The sequence below is a fragment of the Serratia marcescens genome (genome assembly GCF_029846115.1).
In the GTDB taxonomy this organism is placed as follows: domain Bacteria; phylum Pseudomonadota; class Gammaproteobacteria; order Enterobacterales; family Enterobacteriaceae; genus Serratia; species Serratia marcescens_L.
On sequence record NZ_JARVZZ010000001.1, the window covers coordinates 4899314 to 4923963 of the forward strand.

The window sequence follows — 24650 nt, forward strand, 5'->3', positions numbered from 1 at the left end:
ACTCTGACCCCGGCCAAAGCCGGGGTTTTTATTACAGCTGTATCTCCTTGCCTTTACGATGCAGCCGGAGCGAGACCAATAGCGCCAGCAGGCACATGCCGGAAACATACCAGAAGAAGGCATTTTCCACGCCGAACGATTTAAGCGACAACGCGACATATTCCGCCGAGCCGCCGAACAGGGCATTCGCTACCGCATAAGACAAGCCCACCCCTAACGCACGCACCTCTGGCGGGAACATCTCGGCTTTAAGCAACCCGCTGATCGCGGTGTAAAAGCTGACGACGAACAACGCCAGCACGATCAGACCGAACGCCATAAAGGGATTGGTTACCCCTTTCAAGGCAAACAGGATCGGCACCGTCAGTACGGTGGCCAATGCCGAGAAGATCAGCATCGAGCTGCGACGGCCGATTTTATCCGAGAACGCGCCGACCGTCGGCTGCAGCAGCATAAAGACGAACAGCGCGACGGTCATGATGGCGCTGGCCAGCTTGGCGTCCATACCGGCGGTGTTCACCAGATATTTCTGCATATAGGTGGTGAAGGTGTAGAAGGTCAGCGAACCGGCGGCGGTAAAGCCCAGCACCATCACAAACGCCTTGCGGTTTTTCCACAGCCCCGTCAGCGAACCGGCATCTTTGTGGTTACGCGTCTTCGCATCAGAGGTTTCATTCAGCGAACGGCGCAGGTACAGCGCCACCACCGCCAACAGCGCACCGAGCGCAAACGGGATACGCCATCCCCAGGCCTTTAGCTCTTCACCGGACAATATCTGCTGCAAGATCACCAAGACCAGCAGCGCCAGCAGTTGCCCGCCGATCAGCGTTACGTACTGGAACGACGCGTAAAAGCCGCGCCGCCCCTTGATTGCCACCTCGCTCATGTAGGTGGCGCTGGTGCCATATTCACCTCCCACCGACAGCCCTTGGAACAGGCGGGCAATCAGCAGCAGCGCCGGTGCCCAGCTGCCGATCGATTCATACGTCGGCAGGCAGGCGATCACCAGCGACCCGGCGCACATCATGCAGACCGAAATCAGCATTGAGTTTTTTCGGCCATGCTTGTCAGCGATGTAGCCGAATAACCAACCGCCGATAGGTCGCATAAAGAAGCCGGCGGCGAACACCCCAGCGGTTTGCAACAGCTGCGTGGTGCTGTTGCCCGCCGGAAAGAACGAGGCGGCAAAGTAAATGGAACAGAAGGAGTAAACGTAAAAATCAAACCACTCCACCAGATTGCCTGATGAAGCCCCGACGATGGCAAAAATGCGCTTCTTGTTATCCAGCGCTCCCTGTTCGACGCCGTGCTCATCCCCAAGAGCCGAGGTTGTTTCTGTCATGATGTTTTCTCCGAGCCATAGCAATGATGAAATTCGGCGTCCTGACGCCAGGTGTTACTTTATTGTTATTTATAAGTTAACAGCCAAACTTAATAGCGGACGAAGAATATCTGGCGTTTGGAGGAACAATGCGCGGATTTTGTGATGAATATTAAACCGTACGATGAAAGCTGAAGCGGATTACAACGGGGATTTTTCATTTTACGTATAGCAAAAAGCCCTGAACGTCAGTTCAGGGCTTTCGGCTTGGTTTGATACCTGGCAGTGTCCTACTCTCGCATGGGGAGACCCCACACTACCATCGGCGCTACGGCGTTTCACTTCTGAGTTCGGCATGGGGTCAGGTGGGACCACCGCGCTATTGCCGCCAGGCAAATTCTGTTTCATTCCAACCGCTTCACTCTCGTGTCGCCATCAGAACCAATCTCGGAACTTCGCTGAAAATCTCTCTAAAAACACCTTCGGTGTTGTAAGGTTAAGCCTCACGGATCATTAGTACTGGTTAGCTCAATGCATCGCTGCACTTACACACCCAGCCTATCAACGTCTTAGTCTTAAACGTTCCTTCAGGGACCTTAAAGGCCCAGGGAAGACTCATCTTGAGGCAAGTTTCGCGCTTAGATGCTTTCAGCGCTTATCTTTTCCGCACTTAGCTACCGGGCAATGCCATTGGCATGACAACCCGAACACCAGTGGTGCGTTCACTCCGGTCCTCTCGTACTAGGAGCAACCCCTCTCAATCTTCCAACGCCCACGGCAGATAGGGACCGAACTGTCTCACGACGTTCTAAACCCAGCTCGCGTACCACTTTAAATGGCGAACAGCCATACCCTTGGGACCTACTTCAGCCCCAGGATGTGATGAGCCGACATCGAGGTGCCAAACACCGCCGTCGATATGAACTCTTGGGCGGTATCAGCCTGTTATCCCCGGAGTACCTTTTATCCGTTGAGCGATGGCCCTTCCATTCAGAACCACCGGATCACTAAGACCTACTTTCGTACCTGCTCGAGCCGTCACTCTCGCAGTCAAGCTAGCTTATGCCTTTGCACTAACCTCACGATGTCCGACCGTGATTAGCTAACCTTCGTGCTCCTCCGTTACTCTTTGGGAGGAGACCGCCCCAGTCAAACTACCCACCAGACACTGTCCTCACCCCGGATCACGGGGCCGAGTTAGAACATCAAACATTAAAGGGTGGTATTTCAAGGATGGCTCCACGCAGACTGGCGTCCACGCTTCAAAGCCTCCCACCTATCCTACACATCAAGGCTCAATGTTCAGTGTCAAGCTATAGTAAAGGTTCACGGGGTCTTTCCGTCTTGCCGCGGGTACACTGCATCTTCACAGCGAGTTCAATTTCACTGAGTCTCGGGTGGAGACAGCCTGGCCATCATTACGCCATTCGTGCAGGTCGGAACTTACCCGACAAGGAATTTCGCTACCTTAGGACCGTTATAGTTACGGCCGCCGTTTACTGGGGCTTCGATCAAGAGCTTCGCCTTGCGGCTGACCCCATCAATTAACCTTCCAGCACCGGGCAGGCGTCACACCGTATACGTCCACTTTCGTGTTTGCACAGTGCTGTGTTTTTATTAAACAGTTGCAGCCAGCTGGTATCTTCGACTGGCTTCAGCTCCATCCGCAAGGGACTTCACCTACATGCCAGCGTGCCTTCTCCCGAAGTTACGGCACCATTTTGCCTAGTTCCTTCACCCGAGTTCTCTCAAGCGCCTTGGTATTCTCTACCTGACCACCTGTGTCGGTTTGGGGTACGATTTAATGTTACCTGGAGCTTAGAGGCTTTTCCTGGAAGCAGGGCATCAACTACTTCTGCACCGTAGTGCATCGTCATCACGCCTCAGGGTTAGTATGCAACCGGATTTACCAGGTCACACCCCCTACACGCTTAAACCGGGACAACCGTCGCCCGGCTAGCCTAGCCTTCTCCGTCCCCCCTTCGCAGTAACACCAAGTACAGGAATATTAACCTGTTTCCCATCGACTACGCTTTTCAGCCTCGCCTTAGGGGTCGACTCACCCTGCCCCGATTAACGTTGGACAGGAACCCTTGGTCTTCCGGCGAGCGGGCTTTTCACCCGCTTTATCGTTACTTATGTCAGCATTCGCACTTCTGATACCTCCAGCAACCCTCACAGGCCACCTTCAACGGCTTACAGAACGCTCCCCTACCCAACAACGCCTAAGCGTCGCTGCCGCAGCTTCGGTGCATGGTTTAGCCCCGTTACATCTTCCGCGCAGGCCGACTCGACCAGTGAGCTATTACGCTTTCTTTAAATGATGGCTGCTTCTAAGCCAACATCCTGGCTGTCTATGCCTTCCCACATCGTTTCCCACTTAACCATGACTTTGGGACCTTAGCTGGCGGTCTGGGTTGTTTCCCTCTTCACGACGGACGTTAGCACCCGCCGTGTGTCTCCCGTGATAACATTCTTCGGTATTCGGAGTTTGCATCGGTTTGGTAAGCCGGGATGGCCCCCTAGCCGAAACAGTGCTCTACCCCCGAAGATGAGTTCACGAGGCGCTACCTAAATAGCTTTCGGGGAGAACCAGCTATCTCCCGGTTTGATTGGCCTTTCACCCCCAGCCACAAGTCATCCGCTAATTTTTCAACATTAGTCGGTTCGGTCCTCCAGTTAGTGTTACCCAACCTTCAACCTGCCCATGGCTAGATCACCGGGTTTCGGGTCTATACCTTGCAACTAATCGCCCAGTTAAGACTCGGTTTCCCTACGGCTCCCCTATACGGTTAACCTTGCTACAAAATATAAGTCGCTGACCCATTATACAAAAGGTACGCAGTCACACCACGAAGGTGCTCCCACTGCTTGTACGTACACGGTTTCAGGTTCTATTTCACTCCCCTCGCCGGGGTTCTTTTCGCCTTTCCCTCACGGTACTGGTTCACTATCGGTCAGTCAGGAGTATTTAGCCTTGGAGGATGGTCCCCCCATATTCAGACAGGATGTCACGTGTCCCGCCCTACTCATCGAACTCACGACCTGTGCATTTTAGTGTACGGGGCTATCACCCTTTGCTGCGCGACTTTCCAGACGCTTCCACTAACACACAAGCCGATTCAGGTTCTGGGCTCCTCCCCGTTCGCTCGCCGCTACTGGGGGAATCTCGGTTGATTTCTTTTCCTCGGGGTACTTAGATGTTTCAGTTCCCCCGGTTCGCCTCATGCCACTATGTATTCATGACATGATAGTGTGTCGAAACACACTGGGTTTCCCCATTCGGGTATCGCCGGTTGTAACGGTTCATATCACCTTACCGACGCTTTTCGCAGATTAGCACGCCCTTCATCGCCTCTGACTGCCTAGGCATCCACCGTGTACGCTTAGTCACTTAACCTCACAACCCGAAGATGTTTCCATCGTTCGCGCTGCAAACATTTGAGAGACTCTATGACAGGTTACTCTTCATCCCAGTACATCTACGGAGGGATAAATTTCAGCCGTCATGTTTCAATTTTCAGCTTGTTCCAGATTGTTAAAGAGCAATATCTTAAACATGACTCGCAAGTCATCTTTAAGATTTTTTCGGTTATCGCTAACCGGTGATAATGTCTTTCACTCATTATCGGAATGGCGTCCCCAAGGGGATTCGAACCCCTGTTACAGCCGTGAAAGGGCAGTGTCCTAGGCCTCTAGACGATGGGGACACGAAAATCCGATTAAACTGAATAACTTAATCGGTTCGTATCAGCATGAATGACTCATGGCATCAACAGGTAGCGCTTTGCTCGTTACTTTTCATCAGACAATCTGTGTGAGCACGCCACTCGAACTAATATCTTTAGGTAAGGAGGTGATCCAACCGCAGGTTCCCCTACGGTTACCTTGTTACGACTTCACCCCAGTCATGAATCACAAAGTGGTAAGCGCCCTCCCGAAGGTTAAGCTACCTACTTCTTTTGCAACCCACTCCCATGGTGTGACGGGCGGTGTGTACAAGGCCCGGGAACGTATTCACCGTAGCATTCTGATCTACGATTACTAGCGATTCCGACTTCATGGAGTCGAGTTGCAGACTCCAATCCGGACTACGACATACTTTATGAGGTCCGCTTGCTCTCGCGAGGTCGCTTCTCTTTGTATATGCCATTGTAGCACGTGTGTAGCCCTACTCGTAAGGGCCATGATGACTTGACGTCATCCCCACCTTCCTCCAGTTTATCACTGGCAGTCTCCTTTGAGTTCCCGGCCGAACCGCTGGCAACAAAGGATAAGGGTTGCGCTCGTTGCGGGACTTAACCCAACATTTCACAACACGAGCTGACGACAGCCATGCAGCACCTGTCTCAGAGTTCCCGAAGGCACCAAAGCATCTCTGCTAAGTTCTCTGGATGTCAAGAGTAGGTAAGGTTCTTCGCGTTGCATCGAATTAAACCACATGCTCCACCGCTTGTGCGGGCCCCCGTCAATTCATTTGAGTTTTAACCTTGCGGCCGTACTCCCCAGGCGGTCGATTTAACGCGTTAGCTCCGGAAGCCACGCCTCAAGGGCACAACCTCCAAATCGACATCGTTTACAGCGTGGACTACCAGGGTATCTAATCCTGTTTGCTCCCCACGCTTTCGCACCTGAGCGTCAGTCTTCGTCCAGGGGGCCGCCTTCGCCACCGGTATTCCTCCAGATCTCTACGCATTTCACCGCTACACCTGGAATTCTACCCCCCTCTACGAGACTCTAGCTTGCCAGTTTCAAATGCAGTTCCCAGGTTGAGCCCGGGGATTTCACATCTGACTTAACAAACCGCCTGCGTGCGCTTTACGCCCAGTAATTCCGATTAACGCTTGCACCCTCCGTATTACCGCGGCTGCTGGCACGGAGTTAGCCGGTGCTTCTTCTGCGAGTAACGTCAATTGATGAACGTATTAAGTTCACCACCTTCCTCCTCGCTGAAAGTGCTTTACAACCCGAAGGCCTTCTTCACACACGCGGCATGGCTGCATCAGGCTTGCGCCCATTGTGCAATATTCCCCACTGCTGCCTCCCGTAGGAGTCTGGACCGTGTCTCAGTTCCAGTGTGGCTGGTCATCCTCTCAGACCAGCTAGGGATCGTCGCCTAGGTGAGCCATTACCCCACCTACTAGCTAATCCCATCTGGGCACATCTGATGGCAAGAGGCCCGAAGGTCCCCCTCTTTGGTCTTGCGACGTTATGCGGTATTAGCTACCGTTTCCAGTAGTTATCCCCCTCCATCAGGCAGTTTCCCAGACATTACTCACCCGTCCGCCGCTCGTCACCCAGAGAGCAAGCTCTCCTGTGCTACCGCTCGACTTGCATGTGTTAAGCCTGCCGCCAGCGTTCAATCTGAGCCATGATCAAACTCTTCAATTAAAAGCTTGATTTGCTTCCACTCGAGAAGCGATGCTCAAAGATTTACTGCATGAATTTTACTTCAGTTAGTCACTCTTCAAGACTTGATATTTTTTTGCATCCGAAGATGCTGGATATCGTCTTGTGGAGTGCCCACACAGATTGTCTGATAAATTGTTAAAGAGCAGTGAGTTAGGCGCTTTCGCTTGCTAACTCGAGGTGGCGTATATTACGCTTTCCTCTTTCAGAGTCAACCCTAATTTTCAGGATTTTTTCTCTTTCTTCCCGGCCGCTGTGTGAAGTGAATCACTTGCGCCGTGTCGATGGAGGCGCATTATAGGGAGTCGGTTCAGAATGACAAGCGATAATATGCATTTTTTATCTGACCGCTCACTATTCATTCGTAACGCCTATTAAACCCGCTTTTTGATGGCTGCCGGCAGGTCCGCCAGGCTATTTAGCACCCAATCGGCCAGCTTTTCGCCCTGCTCGGTCACCGGTTTGCCGGTACGCACCAGCACCTTGGTGCCAACGCCGGCCGCGATCGCCGCCTGCATATCTTCCGGTTTATCGCCCACCATATAAGAAGCGGCCATATCGATGTTCAATTCCTGCTGCGCTTGCAGCAGCATGCCCGGCTGCGGTTTACGGCAGTCACACACCTGACGATACTCTTCTACTACTGCCTCCGGATGGTGCGGGCAGAAATAGATGCCGTCGAAGTCGACGTCGCGATCGGCCAGCGACCAGTCCATCCACTCGGTCAGGTACATAAATTGGTCTTCGCTGAACTTGCCGCGCGCAATGCCGGACTGGTTGGTCACCATCACCAGCGCGAAGCCCATCTTTTTGAGTTCGCGACAGGCGTCAATCACGCCGTCAATAAAGTGGAAATTGTCGATTTCATGGACATAGCCATGGTCAACGTTAATCGTACCGTCACGATCGAGAAAAATTGCTGGAACGCTTTGTGTCACCGCTTTGCTCCTGAGGGCCTGTATACGCTGACAGTATCGCATGTTTTACCCCGCACTGAGAACGCCGGAGAACGTCGTTGGCCGTTGACTTGGACGTCTAGACGCCTTAACATCTGATCCATACCTTGGTTCCACGCCGAGGTTTACTTTTATCTAGCCACGGGCAACCACGCTAAAATAAGAAGAATATGATTAAACTTTCTAACATTACTAAAGTGTTCCAGCAGGGTTCGCGCACCATTACCGCGCTCTCTGACGTGACCCTTCACGTCCCTGCCGGGCAAATCTATGGCGTTATCGGGTCTTCCGGCGCCGGCAAAAGCACGCTGATCCGCTGCGCCAACATGCTGGAGCGTCCAACGTCCGGCCAGGTCCTGGTCGATGGTCAGGATCTGACTTCGCTGTCGGAAAGCGAACTGACGCGCGCCCGTCGCCAAATCGGCATGATCTTCCAGCACTTCAACCTGCTCTCTTCCCGCACGGTATTCGGCAACGTGGCGCTGCCGCTGGAGCTGGACAATACCCCGCGCGCCGAGATCAAAAAGCGCGTGACCGAACTGCTGGAGCTGGTCGGCCTGGCGGACAAACACGACGCCTACCCGGCCAACCTGTCCGGCGGCCAGAAACAGCGCGTGGCGATCGCCCGCGCGCTGGCCAGCAACCCGAAAGTACTGCTGTGCGACGAAGCCACCAGCGCGTTGGATCCTGCCACCACCCGTTCCATCCTGGAACTGCTGAAAGACATCAACCGCCGCCTGGGCCTGACCATTCTGCTCATCACCCACGAAATGGACGTGGTGAAACGCATCTGCGACCAGGTCGCGGTCATTAGCCAGGGGCAGCTGATCGAAAAAGACAGCGTCAGCGAAGTGTTCTCGCACCCGAAAACCCCGCTGGCCCAGCAGTTCATTCAGTCCACGCTGCATCTCGATATCCCGGACGACTACGCCGCGCGCCTGTCGCCGGAACGTCAGGGCGACCGCCAGCCGCTTTTGCGCCTGGAATTCACCGGCCAGTCGGTCGATGCGCCGCTGCTGTCTGAAGCCGCTCGCCGCTTCAACGTGAACAACAACATTATCAGCGCCCAGATGGATTATGCCGGCGGCGTGAAATTCGGCGTGATGCTGGCGGAGCTGCACGGCAGCGACGAAGACGCGCTGGCGACGATTAAGTTCCTGCAAGAAAATCAGGTAAAAGTAGAGGTTCTGGGTTATGTCTGAGGCAATGATGTGGTTGATGGCGCGTGGCGTGTGGGAAACCGTCATGATGACCTTTGTCTCCGGCTTCTTCGGTTTCGTGCTCGGCCTGCCGGTAGGCGTGCTGCTGTATGTCACCCGCCCGGGGCAAATCATCGCCAACAACTCGCTGTATAAAATCCTGTCCGGGCTGGTGAACATCTTCCGTTCGATCCCGTTCATTATCCTGCTGGTTTGGATGATTCCGTTTACCCGCATGATCGTCGGCACCTCTATCGGTCTGCAGGCGGCCATCGTGCCGTTGACCGTGGGCGCCGCGCCGTTCATCGCGCGCATGGTGGAAAACGCCCTGCTGGAGATCCCGTCCGGCCTGGTGGAAGCGGCGCGCGCCATGGGCGCCACGCCGATGCAGATCATCAAGAAAGTGTTGCTGCCGGAAGCCTTGCCGGGTCTGGTCAACGCCGCAACCATCACGCTGATCACCTTGGTGGGCTACTCCGCCATGGGCGGCGCGGTCGGCGCCGGCGGCCTGGGCCAAATCGGTTACCAATACGGTTATATCGGTTATAACGCCACAGTGATGAATACCGTATTAGTATTACTGGTAGTTTTGGTTTATCTGATCCAGTTCTGCGGCGATCGCATCGTCAAAGCCGTTACCCATAAATAGTTTCACAGCATGTTAATGCGAGTCTAATGAGGAAGGGATATGTCGTTAAAATTTAAATCCATCGCGGCAATTGGCGCACTGATCGGCACTCTGGCTCTGGCGGGCTGTGGCCAGGATGAAAAGAATCCAAACCATATCAAGGTCGGCGTGATCGTCGGCGCTGAGCAGCAAGTGGCTGAAGTCGCTCAGAAAGTGGCGAAAGAGAAATACGGTCTGGACGTTGAGCTGGTAACCTTCAACGACTACGTGTTGCCTAACGAAGCGCTGAGCAAAGGCGATATCGATCTGAACGCCTTCCAGCACAAGCCGTACCTGGATCAGCAAATCAAAGATCGCGGCTACAAGCTGGTGCCGGTCGGCAGCACCTTTGTTTACCCGATTGCCGGTTACTCCAAGAAAATCAAATCGCTGGACGAGCTGAAAGAGGGTTCTCAGATCGCACTGCCTAACGATCCGACCAACCTGGGCCGTTCGCTGCTGCTGCTGCAGAAAGTCGGCTTGATCAAACTGAAGGACGGCGTTGGCCTGTTGCCGACCGTGCTGGACGTGACCGAGAACCCGAAAAACCTGAAGCTGGTTGAGCTGGAAGCGCCTCAGTTGCCACGTTCTCTGGACGATCAGCAGATCGCGCTGGCGGTGATCAACACCACCTACGCCAGCCAGATCGGCCTGACGCCGGCGAAAGACGGCCTGTTCGTGGAAGATAAAGACTCGCCTTACGTCAACCTGCTGGTTGCGCGCGAAGATAACAAAGATGCGGAAAACGTGAAGAAATTCGTGCAGGCCTATCAGTCTGACGAAGTGGACGCCGCCGCCAACAAAATCTTCAACGGCGGGGCGGTGAAAGGCTGGTAAGCGCTTATTCGCCAATTTTATTCCTATAATTGCAAGACGGGCCAAGGCCCGTCTTGTTATTTCCGCCATAGATTGCTTCAATAGCGCCACTTTCATTAAGGCAGAGGAATCTCAATGCGTGTTTTACCTCTCTGTTTGTTAGCGCTCGCGCTGGCCGGATGTTCATCGCAACGTATCGCGCCGTCCTCAACAAACAGCACCAGCAAGCCGACCACCACCGCCCCGGCCAAAACTACGCCGGCCGCCCGCCCCGCTCCGGTAAAACTGTACAAAAGTGCAGAAGAGCTCGTGGGCAAGCCGTTCCGCGATCTGGGTGAAGTGTCTGGCGAATCGTGCCAAACCACCGTACAAGACTCCCCACCGAATCTGGCCACCGCCCGTAAACGCATGCAAATCCGCGCGTCTTACATGAAGGCCAATGCCGTGCTGCTGCACGACTGCCAGATCGTCAGCGGCGTCGCCGGTTGTTACCAGCAGGCCGTCTGCCAGGGCTCGGCGCTTAACGTCTCGTCCAAATGACCGAATTCGTTTTCGAGCAGATCGGCGTGATCCGCTCGCCGTATAAAGAAAAATTCGCCGTTCCCCGCCAGCCGGGGCTGGTCGAAGACGGTGGCGGCGAACTGCTGCTGTTGCCGCCCTACAACCAGGCGGAGGCGGTACGCGGCCTCAGCGATTTCAGCCATCTGTGGGTGATGTTCATTTTCCATCAAACCCTGGAAGGCGGCTGGCGGCCGACGGTGCGTCCGCCGCGTTTAGGCGGCAATGCCCGCATGGGCGTGTTCGCCACCCGCTCCACCTTCCGGCCCAACCCGCTCGGCATGTCCCTGATCGAACTGAAAGGCGTGCGGGTAAAAAACGGCGAAGTGACGCTGGAGCTGGGCAGCCTCGATCTGGTCGACGGTACCCCGGTGGTAGACATCAAGCCGTATCTGCCGTTCGCCGAAAGCCAGCCGCAGGCCCGCGCCGGCTTTGCCCAGGCCGCGCCCGCCGGCGACATGCCGGTACGTTTCGCGCCACAGGCCGAGCAGCAGCTGCAGCAACATCAGGCGCGTTACCCGCAATTAAGGCGTTTTATCAGCCAGGTGCTGGCGCAAGACCCCCGTCCCGCCTATCGTAAAGGAGAGGGCGTCGAACGGGATTACGCTGTCTGGCTGCTGGATTTCAACGTGCGCTGGCGCGTCGTGGATGGTCATACCGAAGTGTTGGCGCTCGACCCGCGTTAAAATTCCGCCGCCTCTCTTTTGGCGACCCGCTCGCGCTGGTAAACTAAACCACTTTTGTCACTTTTGGCCGCCACTCTGGCAGCCCGATGCAATTTGCAGTTCTAACGGAACCAAAACACCATGCGTACTAGCCAATATCTGCTCTCCACACTGAAGGAGACACCTGCCGACGCCGAAGTGATCAGCCACCAGCTGATGCTGCGCGCCGGGATGATCCGCAAGCTGGCCTCCGGTCTTTACACCTGGCTGCCGACCGGCCTGCGCGTTCTGAAAAAGGTTGAAAACATCGTTCGCGAAGAAATGAACAATGCTAACGCGATCGAAGTGTCCATGCCGGTGGTTCAGCCTGCCGATCTGTGGCAGGAAAGCGGCCGTTGGGAGCAATACGGCCCCGAGCTGCTGCGCTTCGTCGATCGCGGCGACCGCCCGTTCGTGCTGGGCCCGACGCATGAAGAAGTGATCACCGATCTGATCCGCAACGAGATCAGCTCGTACAAACAGCTGCCGCTGAACTTCTTCCAGATCCAGACCAAGTTCCGTGATGAAGTGCGCCCGCGTTTCGGCGTGATGCGTTCCCGTGAGTTCCTGATGAAGGATGCCTACTCCTTCCATACCTCACAGGAGTCTCTGCAGGAGACTTACGACGCGATGTACGAAGCGTACAGCAAAATCTTCAGCCGCATGGGCCTGGATTTCCGCCCGGTGCAGGCCGATACCGGCTCGATCGGCGGCAGCGCCTCGCACGAATTCCAGGTGCTGGCAGACAGCGGTGAAGACGATATCGTGTTCTCCACCGGTTCCGACTTCGCCGCCAACATCGAGCTGGCGGAAGCGGTCGCGCCGGCGGCTCCACGCGCAGCGGCCGGCGAAGAATTGCGTCTGGTGGATACGCCGAACGCAAAAACCATCGTTGAACTGGTCGAGCAGTTCCAGCTGCCGGTGGAAAAAACCGTGAAGACGCTGATGGTGCGCGCCACCGAAGAGAGCGGCCACAAGCTGGTTGCCCTGCTGGTGCGCGGCGATCACGAGCTGAACGAAGTCAAGGCCGAGAAGCTGGCGCAGGTTGCCGCGCCGCTGACCTTCGCCACCGAAGAAGAAATTCGCGCCATCGTCGGCGCCGGCCCGGGTTCACTCGGCCCGGTCAACCTGCCGATGCCGGTGGTTGCTGACCGCAGCGTGGCGGCGATGAGCGACTTTGGCGCCGGCGCCAACGTTGACGGCAAACACTACTTCGGCATCAACTGGGAGCGCGATCTGCCGCTGCCGCAGGTGGCCGATATCCGTAACGTGGTGGAAGGTGACGCCAGCCCGGACGGTCAGGGCACGCTGCTGATCAAACGCGGCATCGAAGTGGGCCATATCTTCCAGCTCGGCACCAAGTACTCGGAAGCGATGAAAGCGACCGTGCAGGGTGAAGACGGCCGCAATCAGGTGCTGACCATGGGTTGCTACGGCATCGGGGTTACGCGCGTCGTGGCCGCCGCCATCGAGCAGAATCATGACGAACGCGGCATCATCTGGCCGGACGCCATCGCGCCGTTCCAGGTCGCTATTCTGCCGATGAACATGCACAAGTCGTTCCGCGTGCAGGCGCTGGCCGAAGAGCTGTACAACACCCTGCGCTCCCACGGCATCGACGTGATCCTCGATGACCGCAAAGAACGCCCGGGCGTGATGTTCGCGGATATGGAGCTGATCGGCGTGCCGCACTCTATCGTTATCGGCGACCGTAACCTCGACAACGAAGAGATCGAGTACAAGAACCGCCGCGTCGGCGAGAAGCAAATGATCAAAACCGGCGAAATCGTTGATTTCCTGCTGGGCCAGATCAAACGCTAAACGACGAACGCCAGAAAATAAAAAACCCGCTCACGCGGGTTTTTTTATATCCGAAATCGCTTATTTGCTGCTGCAGTTCTTGCTGCGATCGAACGCGATTTTACCGTCCGGCACCAGCGCCTTCTCGGTCAGACCTTCCTCCATCGACGGCTGCACGCTGAAATGCGCGCTGAACGTCAGGAATACCGGCTCGCCGGCGGTCTTATATGCTTTGGCGTAACCTTGCTCCAGCGCGATGTTGTTATCCACCGGGAAGGTTTTGCCGGTAGCGCAGTCCTTGAAGACCGCCGCGTCCGCCATATAGGTGTAGCTGCCTTTCAACGTCATCGGCGTTTTAGGCAACGGCTTCTCGACCGGATCCAGGCGGTAATTCAGTTTGGACTCGATCGGCACGCCGCTGCGATCCAGCATTTCCAGACTCTTGCCCACCGGACGGAAATAGCGTTTTTCGCCGTTGCTGTCGGTCAGCACCAGTTTATCCGCAGTGCGCGCCCATTTACCGTAATCGGCAAAGGTCTGATCGCCGTCTTTGGTGCCGCGATAGGTTTCCTGCAGCACGAAGGTGCCGTCCTCATCCAGGAACAGCGCCGTATCCAGACCGCCGCAATCGGCGCAAGGCAACAGCCCTTGATAACTCTGCGGCATCGCCTGCAGCGGTTGTTCCTTCGGCTGATAATGATTGTTGCATCCCAACAACGAGAGTGCGCCTGCCGCGAGGAACAGGGCTACCGTAATTTTCTTCACAGTTATTCTCCTACTGTGTTCATGTATTCCTAAGTGCGAACCTTGCCACGCAGCGCTTTGGTGGCGCCTTTACGTGTCTTGCCTTCCAGGCGACGCAGTTTGGCCCCTTTCGTCGGCTTGGTCGCCTTGCGCGTTTTTTCCACCACCATCGCCTGCTGAATCAGCGCGGCCAGCCTGGCCAACGCCGCTTCACGATTCAATTCCTGACTGCGATACTCTTGCGCCTTGATAATCACCACGCCATCAGCGGTAATGAGATGATGATTCAGCGCCAGCAGCCTTTCCTTATAATACTCTGGCAGGCTGGATGCCCGGATGTCAAAGCGCAAATGGATCGCCGTTGAGGTTTTGTTCACGTGCTGGCCGCCCGCGCCCTGCGCGCGGATCGCCGTCAATTCCAGCTCATTATCCGGTATGGCTACGTTTCTTGACAGTTCGAGCACCGGTCACACCTGCGCCCGCTGCCACTCGGCAAACTGGATTTCCAGACTATTCTGAGCATCGGACAGCCAAATAGTTCCCTCCTGCAGCGTTGCCTGCAGCGTCATAGTGCGGCTGGCCAATGCCGTCAGGCGCGCCAACTGCTCGTCGTCGAGGAAACGCACGCTCAGGTTCTTGTAGCCGACCACCTTGCCCTGCATTCCCTGCCACCACACGTGCGCGGCGCGCTCGCCGTAGGCGTACAACACCACGCGCGGCGACTGGTTGCAGGCCTTGCGGATGCGTTTTTCGTCGGGCAACCCCATCTCGATCCACATTTCCAACCCATTGTGGTCGTTGCGCTGCCAGATCTCCGGCTCGTCGTCGGCGCTCAGCCCTTTGGTGAACACCAGCCGCTCGTCGGCATGGCAGATCCAGGCCAACAGGCGCAGCATCATGCGCTGCTCGTTTTCGGACGGGTGTTGCGCCAGCGTCAGCGTGGCGTCGTGGTAGAAGTGACGATCCATATCAGCAATATTGACCGCGGCTTTATAAATGGTTGCTTTCAGCGCCATGGGTGACCTCGTTATTATCCGGCGACAGTGTACTTGATCAGGGCCGAACGCCGCCAGCGCGGCCAGGGCGCGGCAGTGCGAAAGGCGTGCCGGGGTGCTGATAACTCCATAACAGCTGTGCTATAGTCGTCTAGGATAGGATAAAACTCCGAGAGCCTGCGCCTCATCGCGATAGTAGTCTTGATGATGCAGAGGTTCTTAAGGGAGGAAACTGTGCAACAATACTGTGAGTTAGTACGCCGTACTTACGCCGAGATTGGCAGTGGAGATCTTGGCTACGTGCCTGATGCGCTGGCTTGTGCGTTAAAGGCATTGGACGATGTCGCAGCGAACGATGCGCTACCGTCCTCCGTTAGGGAACAGGCGGCCTTTGCCGCCGCTAACTTATTGGTGAGCGACTATGTTGATGAATGATGAGTACCAACCCATCAATTGCGATGACTACGACAACCTGGAACTCGCCTGTCAGCATAAACTTATTCTGAAGCTGGAGTTACGCGACGGAGAAGTGATCGAGGCCAAGGCGATCGACCTGCTGCAAAAGAAACGCGTTGAGTATCTGACCATCGAACAGAACGGCCAGCAGCGCGACCTGCGCCTGGACCATATCAGCAGTTTCAGTCATCCGGAAATCGGTACCGTGGTCGTCAGTCTGTCGGACTGAGCAGCGGTAACCCCATCCCAACAGGGCAGCCCAATGGCTGCCCTCGTCATTTAAGGCTTCAGGCTGGCGTAATAGGCCGCCAGATCGGCGATATCGTCATCCGACAGCCCCGACACGTAGGCCTTCATCACCTCGGCCTGGCCGCCGTTGCGCTCCCCTTTCTTATACGCCTGCAACGCGTGCTGCAGGTACATGGCATTCTGCCCGGCCAGGTTCGGATACATCGGCACCGTCACCTTGCCCTGCGCGCCGTGGCACGCCGCACAGGCGGCGGCTTTCGCCTGGCCGGCCGCCGCATCCCCCGCCGCCAACGCCGGCAGGCTGAACAGACCGGCGGCCAACAGCGTGATCCCCACAAACTTCATTATTGTTCCTCGCGATTATGATTTTTTTCCCAGCGCAGCCGCCACGGGCGTTCGCCTTCCGGCACCAGCCCCGCTTCACAGACGAATACGCCCAGCGCGGCGATCAGCTGCTCATCATAATAAATCAACGGGATGCGTTCACGCTGCCAGGGCGGAATACCCAGCTCCTGCCACAGTTTTTTTATCGGCCGCGAATGCGCGCGCCCCACGATGCGCACCGTACCCTGCGCGCCGCCGAAGCGAATGCTGATCCGCTGCGACGGCTGCGGCGCACGCAGCGCCAGCTCGCCCTCACCGGCAATCAGCTGCCCCAGCCCGTCCGGCAGCACCAGCGGCTCGTCAGGCTGCCAAGGCAGATGCACATCGCGCAGCGCCGCCAGCAGCGGCAACAGGTGCAACCGGCCGCGGAAACGGCGAATCTGATAGGCGCCGAGCTGCAGCTGCGGTTCGGCATCCTCTCGGCTGAGCGCCACCTCTTCCCACAGGCGCTGAAGCTGCTCACGCGCCGGCATGGTGACGTTAAACAACGCGATCCAGCGCCGCAGCAAGGCGAAGCGCCGCATCGGCGAACAGTCCGTCAGGCCGTCGATCGCCAATGATCGATCCGCCGCCAACAGACTTTGCAGCGGTTCCGCCAGCAGTTCGTCCAGCAGCTGCTCCTGCTCGGCGCACAGGCCGGCGCTGCGCGCCACCGCCGAGGCGAAGTGCGGCCAGCGTTGATTGAGTTGCGGCAGCACCTGCAACCGCAGGAAATTGCGATCGAAGCGCGTGTCCTGATTGCTGTCGTCATCTATCCAGGTTAAGGCGTGGCGTTGCGCGTAGCTTTCCAGCGTCTGACGCGAACAGCCCAACAGCGGCCGCAACAGCAGGTGCTCACCCAGCGCCGCGCGCGCCGCCATCGCCGACAGCCCCGCCGGCCCGCTGCCGCGCTTGAGCGCCAGCAGGAAGGTTTCGCTTTGATCGTCGAGGTGTTGGGCGGTGAGCAGCGCTTCCCCCTCCATTAGGGCGGCGCTGAAGGCGGCATAGCGCGCCGCACGCGCCGCCGCTTCGATGCCGCCCTGGCGGGCGTCCACCTGCACGTGCGTCACCGTCAGCGGGATCTGCCAGTCGGCGCAGCGGCTGCGGCAATGCTCAACCCAGCGGTCGGCGAAAGCGCTCAGGCCGTGATGCACGTGCAGCGCACGCAGCTGCAGCGCCGGACGCTGGCGGCGCAACGCCGCCAGCACATGCAGCAGTACGCTGGAATCCAGGCCGCCGCTGAACGCCACCAGCAGCCGCTGCTGCGCGCCCAACTGGTCTGCCACCCGCGTCGTTAATTGATCAGTATTCATCGGTAGGCTTTGTTACTTCTACATAGCTGCACGTTAACCCCGCCTACCATCATCAATCAAGCATTAACCGTCCGGGCCTGGCGCCGCGTCAGCAACCACCAGCCACCCAGCACCGCGATCACCGCCAGCGCGCATCCGGCCGCTCCCCAGCCGATCTGAGCGAAAATGCGGCCATACGCCTGCATCGCCGCCCCCTCGATGTGATCCTCGGCGGTCTGATTGGCGATAATGCCCGCCAGGTAGTTGGCAATCGAACCGGTCGCCAGCATATAGATACCGGTCAGCACGCCGGTGGCGCCGGGGATATTCAGCCGGGTGATCTGCGCCATCGCCACCGGATCGATAAACAGTTCGGCAAAGCCCATCACCGCCAGGCCGGCGATCATCAGCCCCATCGATCCCGGCCCGTGCAGCCGCGTATTGAGCGCCATCAGCGCAAAGCCGACGCCGATCAACAGCAGACCGAAGGCGAACTTGCACCAGATGCGCAGCGTGCGATCGCCCGTACCGTCGCCGCTCGCCAGCCATGCCAGCGCCACGCCGCCCAGCATCACCGCACAGGCGTTAATCGACTGGAACAGCGCGGTCGGCACCGTCCAGCCGAACCAGCGCCGATCGACGAAGTGATCGATAAACAGGCTGATGGAGCTGCCGCCCTGCTGGGCGAAAGCCCAGAACAGCGTGCCCAGCAGCATCAGCACAACGATCTGCCACAGCCCCCGGCGCTGGCCGGCGTCCGCACGCAGCATAATGCGCGCCACCAGCACCACCGCCACCACGCATACCAGCCCGAGCAAATAGCCGGCCCAGTCGTGCACAAACAGCAGCGTGAAGAACAACGGCGATGCCAGCAGCGCCGCCAGCAGCCAACCCCAGTGCGGCAAGCCCAGGCTTTTGGCGCGCATCAGCGGTGCATTCACGCCGCGGGTATGGCGGAAGTGGCGCCCGCCGAGCAGGAAGATCGCCAGGCCGGCGAACATGCCGATCCCGGCCAACGCAAAGCCGACGTGCCAGCCATAGCGCTCGGCCGCCAACCCGCAGGCGATCGGCGCCAAAATAGACCCGACGTTACCGGCGGCGTACAGCAGCGAGAACCCCCCTTCGCGGCGCGAGTCCTGCGCCGGATACAGCTCGCCCAGCAGGCAGCTGATATTGGATTTGAACAGGCCGTAGCCGCAGATGATGATGGCCAGCGCCAGATAGAGCGACTGGGCGGAGACCGCACTCAGGCCGAGCACGATATGCCCCAGCGTCATCAGCGCCGCGCCGGCAATCACCGCGACGCGATTGCCCAGCAGGCGGTCGGCGAGCCAGCCGCCCAAAATAGGAGTGACGTAAACTAACGAAGCGTAAGCGCTGTAGAGATCGATGGCGTGGCTGTCGGTATAGCCGAGTTGGTGGGTCAGATAGAGAATCAGTAACGCACGCATGCCGTAAAAGCTGAAATATTCCCAAATTTGTATGGCTACGACATAGTAAATTGCGCGCGGCTGTGAGGGTGTTTTCATGGAGGTCTCCCATCAGTCGGTGAACGGCAAAGGGGAAGCGCGAGCGCCTCCCCTGTTATTGGCTGCGGTTATTTCGCCTTCAGCACTTTCACCCGATAACGTCCGTCCGCCTGACGATAGGCGCCGTGAATGTCGGTTTCAAAGCCCGGATAATGCGCGCCGATTTCGCACAGCATCTGCAGGAACTCCAGCACCGGCCGGCTCTCCTCGGTCAGCATTTCGCCCGGCATCACCAGCGGCACGCCCGGTGGGTATGGGAGGATCATATTGGCATTGACCTTGCCGACCATCTCTTCCAGATAGACTTCTTCCACTTCGCCGTGCAGCTCTTTCTGGAACGCCTGATACGGGTTCATCACCATGGTTGGCAGCACTTCGAACGCGCGGTACATCAGATCCGGCAGGTTGTGTTGCTCCACCAGGCGGTGAATGTTCTGCGCCAGATCCTGAATGCGCATGTTTTCATAGAAATCAGGCGCTTCCTGATACAGCGAAGGCAGCATGTTTTTCACCCGCAGGTTCAGATCGAACGAGCGTTTGAAGTCGGTCATCGCGCGCAGCAGGCTGAGCGCCTTGGTTTTGTCGATGCCGATGCTGAACAGGAACAGCAGATTGTACGGCCCGGTTTTCTCGACGATGATGCCGCGTTCGTCGAGGTATTTCGCCACGATGCTGGCCGGGATGCCGAACGGTTGCATCTCGCCTTCTTTGCTCATCCCCGGCGTCAGAATGGTGACCTTGATCGGATCGAGGTACATGTGTTCATTGTCGATGTTCTTGAAACCGTGCCAGGCGCTGTCGGAGCGCAGCGGCCAGCATTCCGGCTCATCGATATGCTCCGGCTGCCAGACGTCGAAGAACCAGCCGTCGGACTCGACTTTCAGGCGTTTGATCTCTTTGCGGAACTTGATCGCGCGCTCGATAGAGCCGTTGATCAGCCGCTTGCCGGCATTGCCTTTCATCATCGCCGCAGCAGTTTCGGTCGATGCCACGATGCCGTAGTGCGGCGAGGTGGTGGTGTGCATCATGTAGGCTTCATTGAAGGTTTCTTCGTTGATGTCGCCCTTCACATGAATCATCGAAGCCTGCGAGAAGGCCGCCAGCAGTTTGTGGGTGGACTGGGTTTCATAGATTACCTTGCCCTCCACGCGGCCGCCGCTCATGCCGCACTTGCCTTTATAGATCGGATGGAAGTTGGTGTAAGGCACCCAGGCGGAATCGAAGTGGATAGACTTCACGTCCAGGGTGTTCTTGATAAAGTCGGTGTTGTACAGCAGGCCGTCATAGGTGGAGTTGGTGATCACCGCGTGCACCGGCCAGGTGGCGTTCGGGGTGTCCTTCACGCGTTTGGCGATGGTGGCACGCTGGAACTCGCTCTGCGGAATGCCGCCGAGGATGCCGTAGGCGTTGCGGGTCGGGCGGAAGTAGATCGGCGTGATGTCGCTCATCATCATCAGGTGAGTCAGCGACTTGTGGCAGTTACGGTCAATCAGCACCGTGCTGCCCGCCGGCGCCGAATACATGCCGACGATCTTGTTGGCGGTAGAGGTGCCGTTGGTGACCATGTAGCTGCGTTCGGCGTTGAACACGCGGGAAATGTACTCTTCCGCCTCTTTGTGCGGGCCGGAGTGATCGAGCAACGATCCCAGTTCGGACACCGAGATCGAGATATCCGACTTCATGGTGTTCGGGCCGAAGAAATCGTAAAACAGGCTGCCCACCGGGCTTTTCTGGAACGCGGTGCCGCCCATGTGGCCCGGCGTACAGAAGGTGTATTTGCCTTCACGCACGTATTTGAACAGCGCCTTGGTCAACGGCGGCAGGATGGTGTCGATATACTCGTCGGTATTCTGTTTGATCTTGGCGGCGATGTCGGTTGCCGCGCCGAGCGCATATTCGAAGAAGCGCACCTGCATACGCAGATCGTTCAGGCTGACGTCCAGCGTCGAATAGGTGTTGGCGAACGCGTACAGCGGCATGTATTCGTTCAACTGGCTGATCTCTTCGCACAGCTCCAGGTTGTATTTGTCCCAGTCGAAGATCACCCCGCACAGACGGGCGTTGTTCTCGATCAGTTTCAACAGGTCTTCGCGATCGTTAGGGTAAACGATGCGGAAATCCAGACTTTCCAGCGCCTGATGCAGTTCACGGATAGGCTCTTCTTTGAAGTAGACACCCATGTGATTCATGATGGCGATAACGTTCATATGCATTTCTCCTGGCAAAGCAAGCCCCTTCCCGTCGCGGCTGACAGGTCGGAAAGAAAGGGGCTGGGTAAATTCAGTCGGTCAGCGGACGCGAATCAGTGCGCTTTGGCCGTGGTGTTTTCATCGACCGCCGCTGCGTTGGCAGCCTGGCGGGTATTCATTTTCCGGGCGTAGAACATCAGGATAATCAGGCTGATGATAAAGGTGCCGGACAGTTCGAATGAGTTGGCGCCCATCAGCGCGATGAAGCAGAAGCCGCAGCCGCACACCGAAGCGATCAGGCTCAGCAGGTTGCGCACGTTGACCCCTTCGAAGCGGATCAGGTCTACGCAGGAGTAGAAGTAAGGCAGCATGGTCAGCAGCACCGCGATACCGGTCAGTTCGCCGAACAGGTCGGACGCTTTGCCGCCGGCGGAGCTCATCAGGGTGATCAGCACCATCAGCGCGGTCATTTTGCAGCCGGCCAGCAGCAGACCTTTCTTCGGAATGCCGTTTTTATCCAGCTCGCCGTACACTTTCGGGAAGTTGCCGTCGTTGGCGGCGCGTACCCCGGCCTGGCCGACCAGCATCATCCATGAACCCAGCGACGTCAGGCAGGCGAAGGCGGTGAAGGCGGAAACCATCGGTGCAGCCCAGTTGCCCATAATCGCCGAGGCGCTGATAGCGAACGGCGCGCCGCTGGCGGCCATTTCAGACGCCGGGAACATACCACTGATCACCTGGGTGGCGGCGATGTAGATGATGCCCGCCAGGCCGGTGCCGAGCATGGTTGCCAGCGGCACGGTGCGTTTCGGATTTTTCACCATGCCGGTGCTGACCGCCGCGGATTCCACGCCGATGAATGCCCACAGGCACAGCAGGATACTTTTGATCACTGCATGGCTGTCGGTGGTGCCGGAGGTATTCCAGTTAGCCTGATAGGTGGCGGCGTCAAACCAGTGCCAGCCGAGGGTCGCGGTCACGATCACCGGGATCAGCACCAGCACCAGGCCCAGGGTGGTCAAACGGCTGACCCAGGTTCCGCCCAGCATGTTGACGAAGGTGAAGATCCACACGATGGCGATACAGGCGATGCCGGCAGGTACCGGGTTGTTCAGCGCCGGGAAGAAGGTGGAGAGATAAGAAACGGCGGTAATGCCGATGGCCAGGTTACCGATCCAGTTGGCATGGTAATAAAGCACGCCGGTCTGGAAACCGAAGGCCGGGGAAATTTCGCCCGCGTAGGCGATAGGGCCGCCCTGCTGCGGGTTTTTGGTGGCGAGGCGGGCATACACATAGGCCAGCGACATCGCCCCGATAATCGAGATCACCCATCCCCAGATGGCGATAGATCCGAGACTCGCCAGGTTGGCGGGCAATAAGGCAATCCCGCTCCCCATCATATTACCGGCGACGACGCCGGTGCAGGCAATAAGCCCTATTTTCTTGGGTGAAGCCATGGTCAGTTTCTCCTGATTTACGTTTCTTATAAGCCACACCCATAAATAAAAGATTTTAATGAGCCGGCTTGATAGTCAGGATGCTAACCATCGGGGGGAATAAAGTCCTAAAGATAAAGTGAGATTACGCTCATGATCATACAAATGATAACCTGAGGTTTTTCATTAACACGTCAAGATAAAAAGGTAAGCTAAAGAAAAGATAAACATCATTTTAAAACAACGAGATGGAAAAGTTAAAAACGAATAACAAACGGCAAAAAAGAAATAATATCGCGCAGCAAAATAATACATTCATGCAACATACCTTCACCAATAAATAACGCCGCCATGATCCCGGTAGAATAATGGCGGCATGGTCTCGATTAATTATTGGCGCTGATAGTTATTTAAATAAGGCACCACGTTGGTCAATGACGTCTGGAATACGCCATTGGTGATCCAATGCAATGTGTCTTCGCCGGGGCGAAGATTAAATGCGGTAATATAAGAATCCGCCGCCAAATGGTTCTGCCCCTGCATTTCATACACCTTGCCCAGCAGCACATAATTCAGCCACGACATTTGCAACTCAATCCCCAGATCGATAGCCCGGTGCGCCTCGTCAATGCGCCCCTGCGTCAATGCATCCACCGTCAGAACTTGCTGCATGATTGGTGTGTTTTTCAATTCCGGGATCGTCGCCAGATGGCGGATATCGGCGCGCAATTGCATCAAGGCCTGGCTGTCGAACGGTTGATAAGAATTACGCAGCAGGTCCACCAACGCTTTTTCCGCCAGTAAGTAGTGGAAGTTCGGCGCGCTTTTAATCAGCTCGCTCAGCTGGGCGCTGGCGCGGGTCAACGAATCGGCGTCGCCGTGGATCAGCAATTGATGCGCCTGGTAGAAACGCTGCAGCAACGGCCCGTTGTCGGGCAGCAGCTGCGCCAGACGCTGCTCCAGCTGTGGCGGCCAGGGCTGCTTCAGCGCAGCGGACAGGCTGGAGAGGAAATCGGTCTGGATCTTCAGCTGGTTATCGGCGGTAATGAAGTAACGCTTGTCGAGCATGACTGAGCTGTCGGCGTTATCCACCAGCCGCACGGACAGGAAACACTGCTGGGCACGGTAGTGGCGCTGATTGACGAACTCGATATACAGCGACTTGCCCGAGTTGCTGGGGCCGGAATAGTTGTAGTTGGTCTGATCGTGCACCAGGAAGGTCGAATAGGTGTTCAACGAATCGGTGATCAGCTCGCTGACGCCTACCACATAAGAGAGCTGCGGCATCCAGTTGCTGCAGCTCTCGCCGCCCTGGATGCGGATATCGATGTCGCGCGGGTTGAGCAGCACCGGCATGGTGGATACCGGCACGCGCTGCGACAGCGTGGCGATGCCGACAAACGCCACGCAGACGCTGAGCGCCGCCAGAAACGCCAGCCAAACCCAGAAGGTCGAGCGGCGATAAAAACGCGGCTTCTTTTCGTCAGGCGCGGCAACCGGCGCACTTGCCCGGCGCGGCGGCACGTACGGCGTCTCGTCGTCGTCACTGCCGTCTTCCGGTTCATGCATGATCACCGCGATCTGCGGCGCCTGTGCGGGAGCGGGTTGCGTCTCCCCCTCTTCACACCAGATCACCGACGTCGCCAGCTTATACCCACGCTTGGGCACGGTGATAATGTATTCCGGGCTGTCGCTGTCACCGTCTTTCAGGTATTTGCGCAGCTCTGAAATACATTGGGTCACCACATGGTTGGTGACGATATTGCGCTTCCAGACGTTGTCGATCAGCTCGTCGCGGCTCAGCACCACGTCGGGATGGCGGGCGAAATAGCACAGCATGTCGATCAGGCGCGGTTCCAGCGTTTTTTGGCGTCCGTCGCGGCTGATGGTGTTGTCGGCAGGGGTAACCAGCCACTCCCCGACGCGAAAAGCAGGCTCTTGCATGGCGGAAATAACTCTGTAGGCAT

Annotated in this window: 19 protein-coding genes, 1 tRNA gene and 3 rRNA genes; 8 read left to right on the plus strand and 15 right to left on the minus strand. The window is 57.1% G+C overall.

The genetic code is table 11. The annotated features are described in order from the left end of the window. Nucleotides 1-31: 31 nt before the first annotated feature. From QDT79_RS23445 to gmhB, 6 genes are all read right to left on the minus strand, one after another. Nucleotides 32-1342 carry an MFS family transporter gene (locus QDT79_RS23445; RefSeq protein WP_308317136.1) on the minus strand — a complete coding sequence of 437 codons (1311 nt, stop codon included), beginning with the start codon at nt 1340-1342 and terminating at the stop codon, nt 32-34. A 256-nt stretch (nt 1343-1598) separates the two neighbouring features. After that, nucleotides 1599-1714, minus strand: a 5S ribosomal RNA gene (rrf, locus tag QDT79_RS23450). Between the two features lie 99 nt (nt 1715-1813). Further along, nucleotides 1814-4721: ribosomal RNA gene (locus QDT79_RS23455) — 23S ribosomal RNA — on the minus strand. Nucleotides 4722-4955: 234 nt separating this feature from the next. After that, a tRNA-Glu gene (locus QDT79_RS23460) sits at nt 4956-5031 on the minus strand. A gap of 139 nt (nt 5032-5170) precedes the next feature. After that, nucleotides 5171-6712, minus strand: a 16S ribosomal RNA gene (locus tag QDT79_RS23465). Together the 16S, 23S and 5S rRNA genes with 1 tRNA gene alongside form the textbook arrangement of a ribosomal RNA operon. Before the next feature lie 392 nt (nt 6713-7104). Then, nucleotides 7105-7668 carry a D-glycero-beta-D-manno-heptose 1,7-bisphosphate 7-phosphatase gene (gene gmhB / locus QDT79_RS23470; RefSeq protein ID WP_015378880.1) on the minus strand — a complete coding sequence of 188 codons (564 nt, stop codon included), beginning with the start codon at nt 7666-7668 and terminating at the stop codon, nt 7105-7107. A gap of 188 nt (nt 7669-7856) precedes the next feature. Here gmhB and metN point away from each other — a divergent pair, with 188 nt between their 5' ends. The 6 genes from metN to proS all read left to right on the plus strand — a co-directional run bounded on the left by metN (nt 7857) and on the right by proS (nt 13451). Further along, nucleotides 7857-8888 carry a methionine ABC transporter ATP-binding protein MetN gene (gene metN / locus QDT79_RS23475; protein ID WP_004932012.1) on the plus strand — a complete coding sequence of 344 codons (1032 nt, stop codon included), beginning with the start codon at nt 7857-7859 and terminating at the stop codon, nt 8886-8888. After that, nucleotides 8881-9534, plus strand: a complete 654-nt coding sequence (locus QDT79_RS23480) for a methionine ABC transporter permease MetI (protein ID WP_004932010.1) — start codon at nt 8881-8883, stop codon at nt 9532-9534. The genes metN and QDT79_RS23480 overlap by 8 nt, the downstream gene beginning before the upstream one ends. A gap of 39 nt (nt 9535-9573) precedes the next feature. Further along, nucleotides 9574-10389 (plus strand): MetQ/NlpA family lipoprotein, encoded by an 816-nt coding sequence (locus QDT79_RS23485; protein ID WP_063990782.1) that lies wholly within the window; start codon nt 9574-9576, stop codon nt 10387-10389. 114 nt (nt 10390-10503) lie between these two features. Then, a complete protein-coding gene (rcsF, locus tag QDT79_RS23490) occupies nt 10504-10908 on the plus strand; it encodes an envelope stress sensor lipoprotein RcsF (protein WP_025304011.1) in 405 nt (134 codons plus the stop codon). Then, the gene (tsaA, locus tag QDT79_RS23495; protein ID WP_063990780.1) at nt 10905-11612 is read left to right on the plus strand and encodes a tRNA (N6-threonylcarbamoyladenosine(37)-N6)-methyltransferase TrmO; all 708 of its coding nucleotides are present in this window, start codon (nt 10905-10907) and stop codon (nt 11610-11612) included. Before rcsF ends, tsaA begins: the two co-directional genes overlap by 4 nt. 120 nt (nt 11613-11732) lie before the next feature. After that, complete coding sequence (gene proS / locus QDT79_RS23500) at nt 11733-13451, plus strand: proline--tRNA ligase (RefSeq protein ID WP_063990779.1); 1719 nt, start codon at nt 11733-11735, stop codon at nt 13449-13451. Between the two features lie 60 nt (nt 13452-13511). On the opposite strand, the gene nlpE is transcribed toward proS, so the two are convergent. Genes nlpE through QDT79_RS23515 form a run of 3 tightly spaced genes read right to left on the minus strand, consistent with a single transcriptional unit; the run spans nt 13512 to nt 15190 of the window. Next, nucleotides 13512-14195: an envelope stress response activation lipoprotein NlpE gene (gene nlpE, locus QDT79_RS23505; RefSeq protein WP_063990778.1), complete on the minus strand. Its 684-nt coding sequence runs from the start codon at nt 14193-14195 to the stop codon at nt 13512-13514. 29 nt (nt 14196-14224) lie between these two features. Then, nucleotides 14225-14638, minus strand: a complete 414-nt coding sequence (arfB, locus tag QDT79_RS23510; RefSeq protein ID WP_063990777.1) for an alternative ribosome rescue aminoacyl-tRNA hydrolase ArfB — start codon at nt 14636-14638, stop codon at nt 14225-14227. A 3-nt stretch (nt 14639-14641) separates the two neighbouring features. Further along, nucleotides 14642-15190, minus strand: coding sequence for a YaeQ family protein (locus QDT79_RS23515; protein ID WP_063990776.1), 549 nt, complete (start codon nt 15188-15190; stop codon nt 14642-14644). A 213-nt stretch (nt 15191-15403) separates the two neighbouring features. On the opposite strand from QDT79_RS23515, the gene QDT79_RS23520 reads away from it, so the two are divergent. Together QDT79_RS23520 and rof are read left to right on the plus strand one after the other, a co-directional pair. Beyond that, nucleotides 15404-15604: a YaeP family protein gene (locus QDT79_RS23520; RefSeq protein WP_004931993.1), complete on the plus strand. Its 201-nt coding sequence runs from the start codon at nt 15404-15406 to the stop codon at nt 15602-15604. Further along, nucleotides 15591-15854 (plus strand): Rho-binding antiterminator, encoded by a 264-nt coding sequence (rof, locus tag QDT79_RS23525; RefSeq protein WP_004931991.1) that lies wholly within the window; start codon nt 15591-15593, stop codon nt 15852-15854. Before QDT79_RS23520 ends, rof begins: the two co-directional genes overlap by 14 nt. Before the next feature lie 50 nt (nt 15855-15904). On the opposite strand, the gene QDT79_RS23530 is transcribed toward rof, so the two are convergent. The 6 genes from QDT79_RS23530 to cadC form a co-directional block, all read right to left on the minus strand. Continuing rightward, nucleotides 15905-16219 (minus strand): c-type cytochrome, encoded by a 315-nt coding sequence (locus QDT79_RS23530; protein WP_063990775.1) that lies wholly within the window; start codon nt 16217-16219, stop codon nt 15905-15907. Beyond that, entirely contained in the window at nt 16219-17550 is a 1332-nt protein-coding gene (tilS, locus tag QDT79_RS23535) for a tRNA lysidine(34) synthetase TilS (RefSeq protein WP_308317137.1), read from the minus strand. Before tilS ends, QDT79_RS23530 begins: the two co-directional genes overlap by 1 nt. Before the next feature lie 56 nt (nt 17551-17606). Further along, on the minus strand, nt 17607-19058 hold the full coding sequence (dtpD, locus tag QDT79_RS23540) for a dipeptide permease DtpD (RefSeq protein ID WP_308317138.1): 1452 nt from the start codon (nt 19056-19058) through the stop codon (nt 17607-17609). Nucleotides 19059-19126: 68 nt separating this feature from the next. Then, complete coding sequence (gene cadA, locus QDT79_RS23545) at nt 19127-21265, minus strand: lysine decarboxylase CadA (RefSeq protein WP_038878804.1); 2139 nt, start codon at nt 21263-21265, stop codon at nt 19127-19129. 95 nt (nt 21266-21360) lie between these two features. Beyond that, nucleotides 21361-22704, minus strand: a complete 1344-nt coding sequence (cadB, locus tag QDT79_RS23550; RefSeq protein ID WP_033635727.1) for a cadaverine/lysine antiporter — start codon at nt 22702-22704, stop codon at nt 21361-21363. Nucleotides 22705-23073: 369 nt separating this feature from the next. Beyond that, complete coding sequence (cadC, locus tag QDT79_RS23555) at nt 23074-24627, minus strand: lysine decarboxylation/transport transcriptional activator CadC (RefSeq protein ID WP_308317139.1); 1554 nt, start codon at nt 24625-24627, stop codon at nt 23074-23076. Nucleotides 24628-24650: the final 23 nt, after the last annotated feature.

Excerpts from the sequence above, each read along its gene's own strand:
- rof (WP_004931991.1), top strand. The coding sequence starts at position 15,591 with ATGTTGATGAATGATGAGTACCAACCCATCAATTGCGATGACTACGAC.
- cadB (WP_033635727.1), bottom strand. The coding sequence starts at position 22,704 with ATGGCTTCACCCAAGAAAATAGGGCTTATTGCCTGCACCGGCGTCGTC.
- proS (WP_063990779.1), top strand. The coding sequence starts at position 11,733 with ATGCGTACTAGCCAATATCTGCTCTCCACACTGAAGGAGACACCTGCC.
- QDT79_RS23485 (WP_063990782.1), top strand. The coding sequence starts at position 9,574 with ATGTCGTTAAAATTTAAATCCATCGCGGCAATTGGCGCACTGATCGGC.
- QDT79_RS23530 (WP_063990775.1), bottom strand. The coding sequence starts at position 16,219 with ATGAAGTTTGTGGGGATCACGCTGTTGGCCGCCGGTCTGTTCAGCCTG.
- QDT79_RS23480 (WP_004932010.1), top strand. The coding sequence starts at position 8,881 with ATGTCTGAGGCAATGATGTGGTTGATGGCGCGTGGCGTGTGGGAAACC.
- tilS (WP_308317137.1), bottom strand. The coding sequence starts at position 17,550 with ATGAATACTGATCAATTAACGACGCGGGTGGCAGACCAGTTGGGCGCG.
- cadA (WP_038878804.1), bottom strand. The coding sequence starts at position 21,265 with ATGAACGTTATCGCCATCATGAATCACATGGGTGTCTACTTCAAAGAA.
- rcsF (WP_025304011.1), top strand. The coding sequence starts at position 10,504 with ATGCGTGTTTTACCTCTCTGTTTGTTAGCGCTCGCGCTGGCCGGATGT.
- cadC (WP_308317139.1), bottom strand. The coding sequence starts at position 24,627 with ATGCAAGAGCCTGCTTTTCGCGTCGGGGAGTGGCTGGTTACCCCTGCC.
- QDT79_RS23515 (WP_063990776.1), bottom strand. The coding sequence starts at position 15,190 with ATGGCGCTGAAAGCAACCATTTATAAAGCCGCGGTCAATATTGCTGAT.
- dtpD (WP_308317138.1), bottom strand. The coding sequence starts at position 19,058 with ATGAAAACACCCTCACAGCCGCGCGCAATTTACTATGTCGTAGCCATA.
- tsaA (WP_063990780.1), top strand. The coding sequence starts at position 10,905 with ATGACCGAATTCGTTTTCGAGCAGATCGGCGTGATCCGCTCGCCGTAT.
- metN (WP_004932012.1), top strand. The coding sequence starts at position 7,857 with ATGATTAAACTTTCTAACATTACTAAAGTGTTCCAGCAGGGTTCGCGC.
- QDT79_RS23445 (WP_308317136.1), bottom strand. The coding sequence starts at position 1,342 with ATGACAGAAACAACCTCGGCTCTTGGGGATGAGCACGGCGTCGAACAG.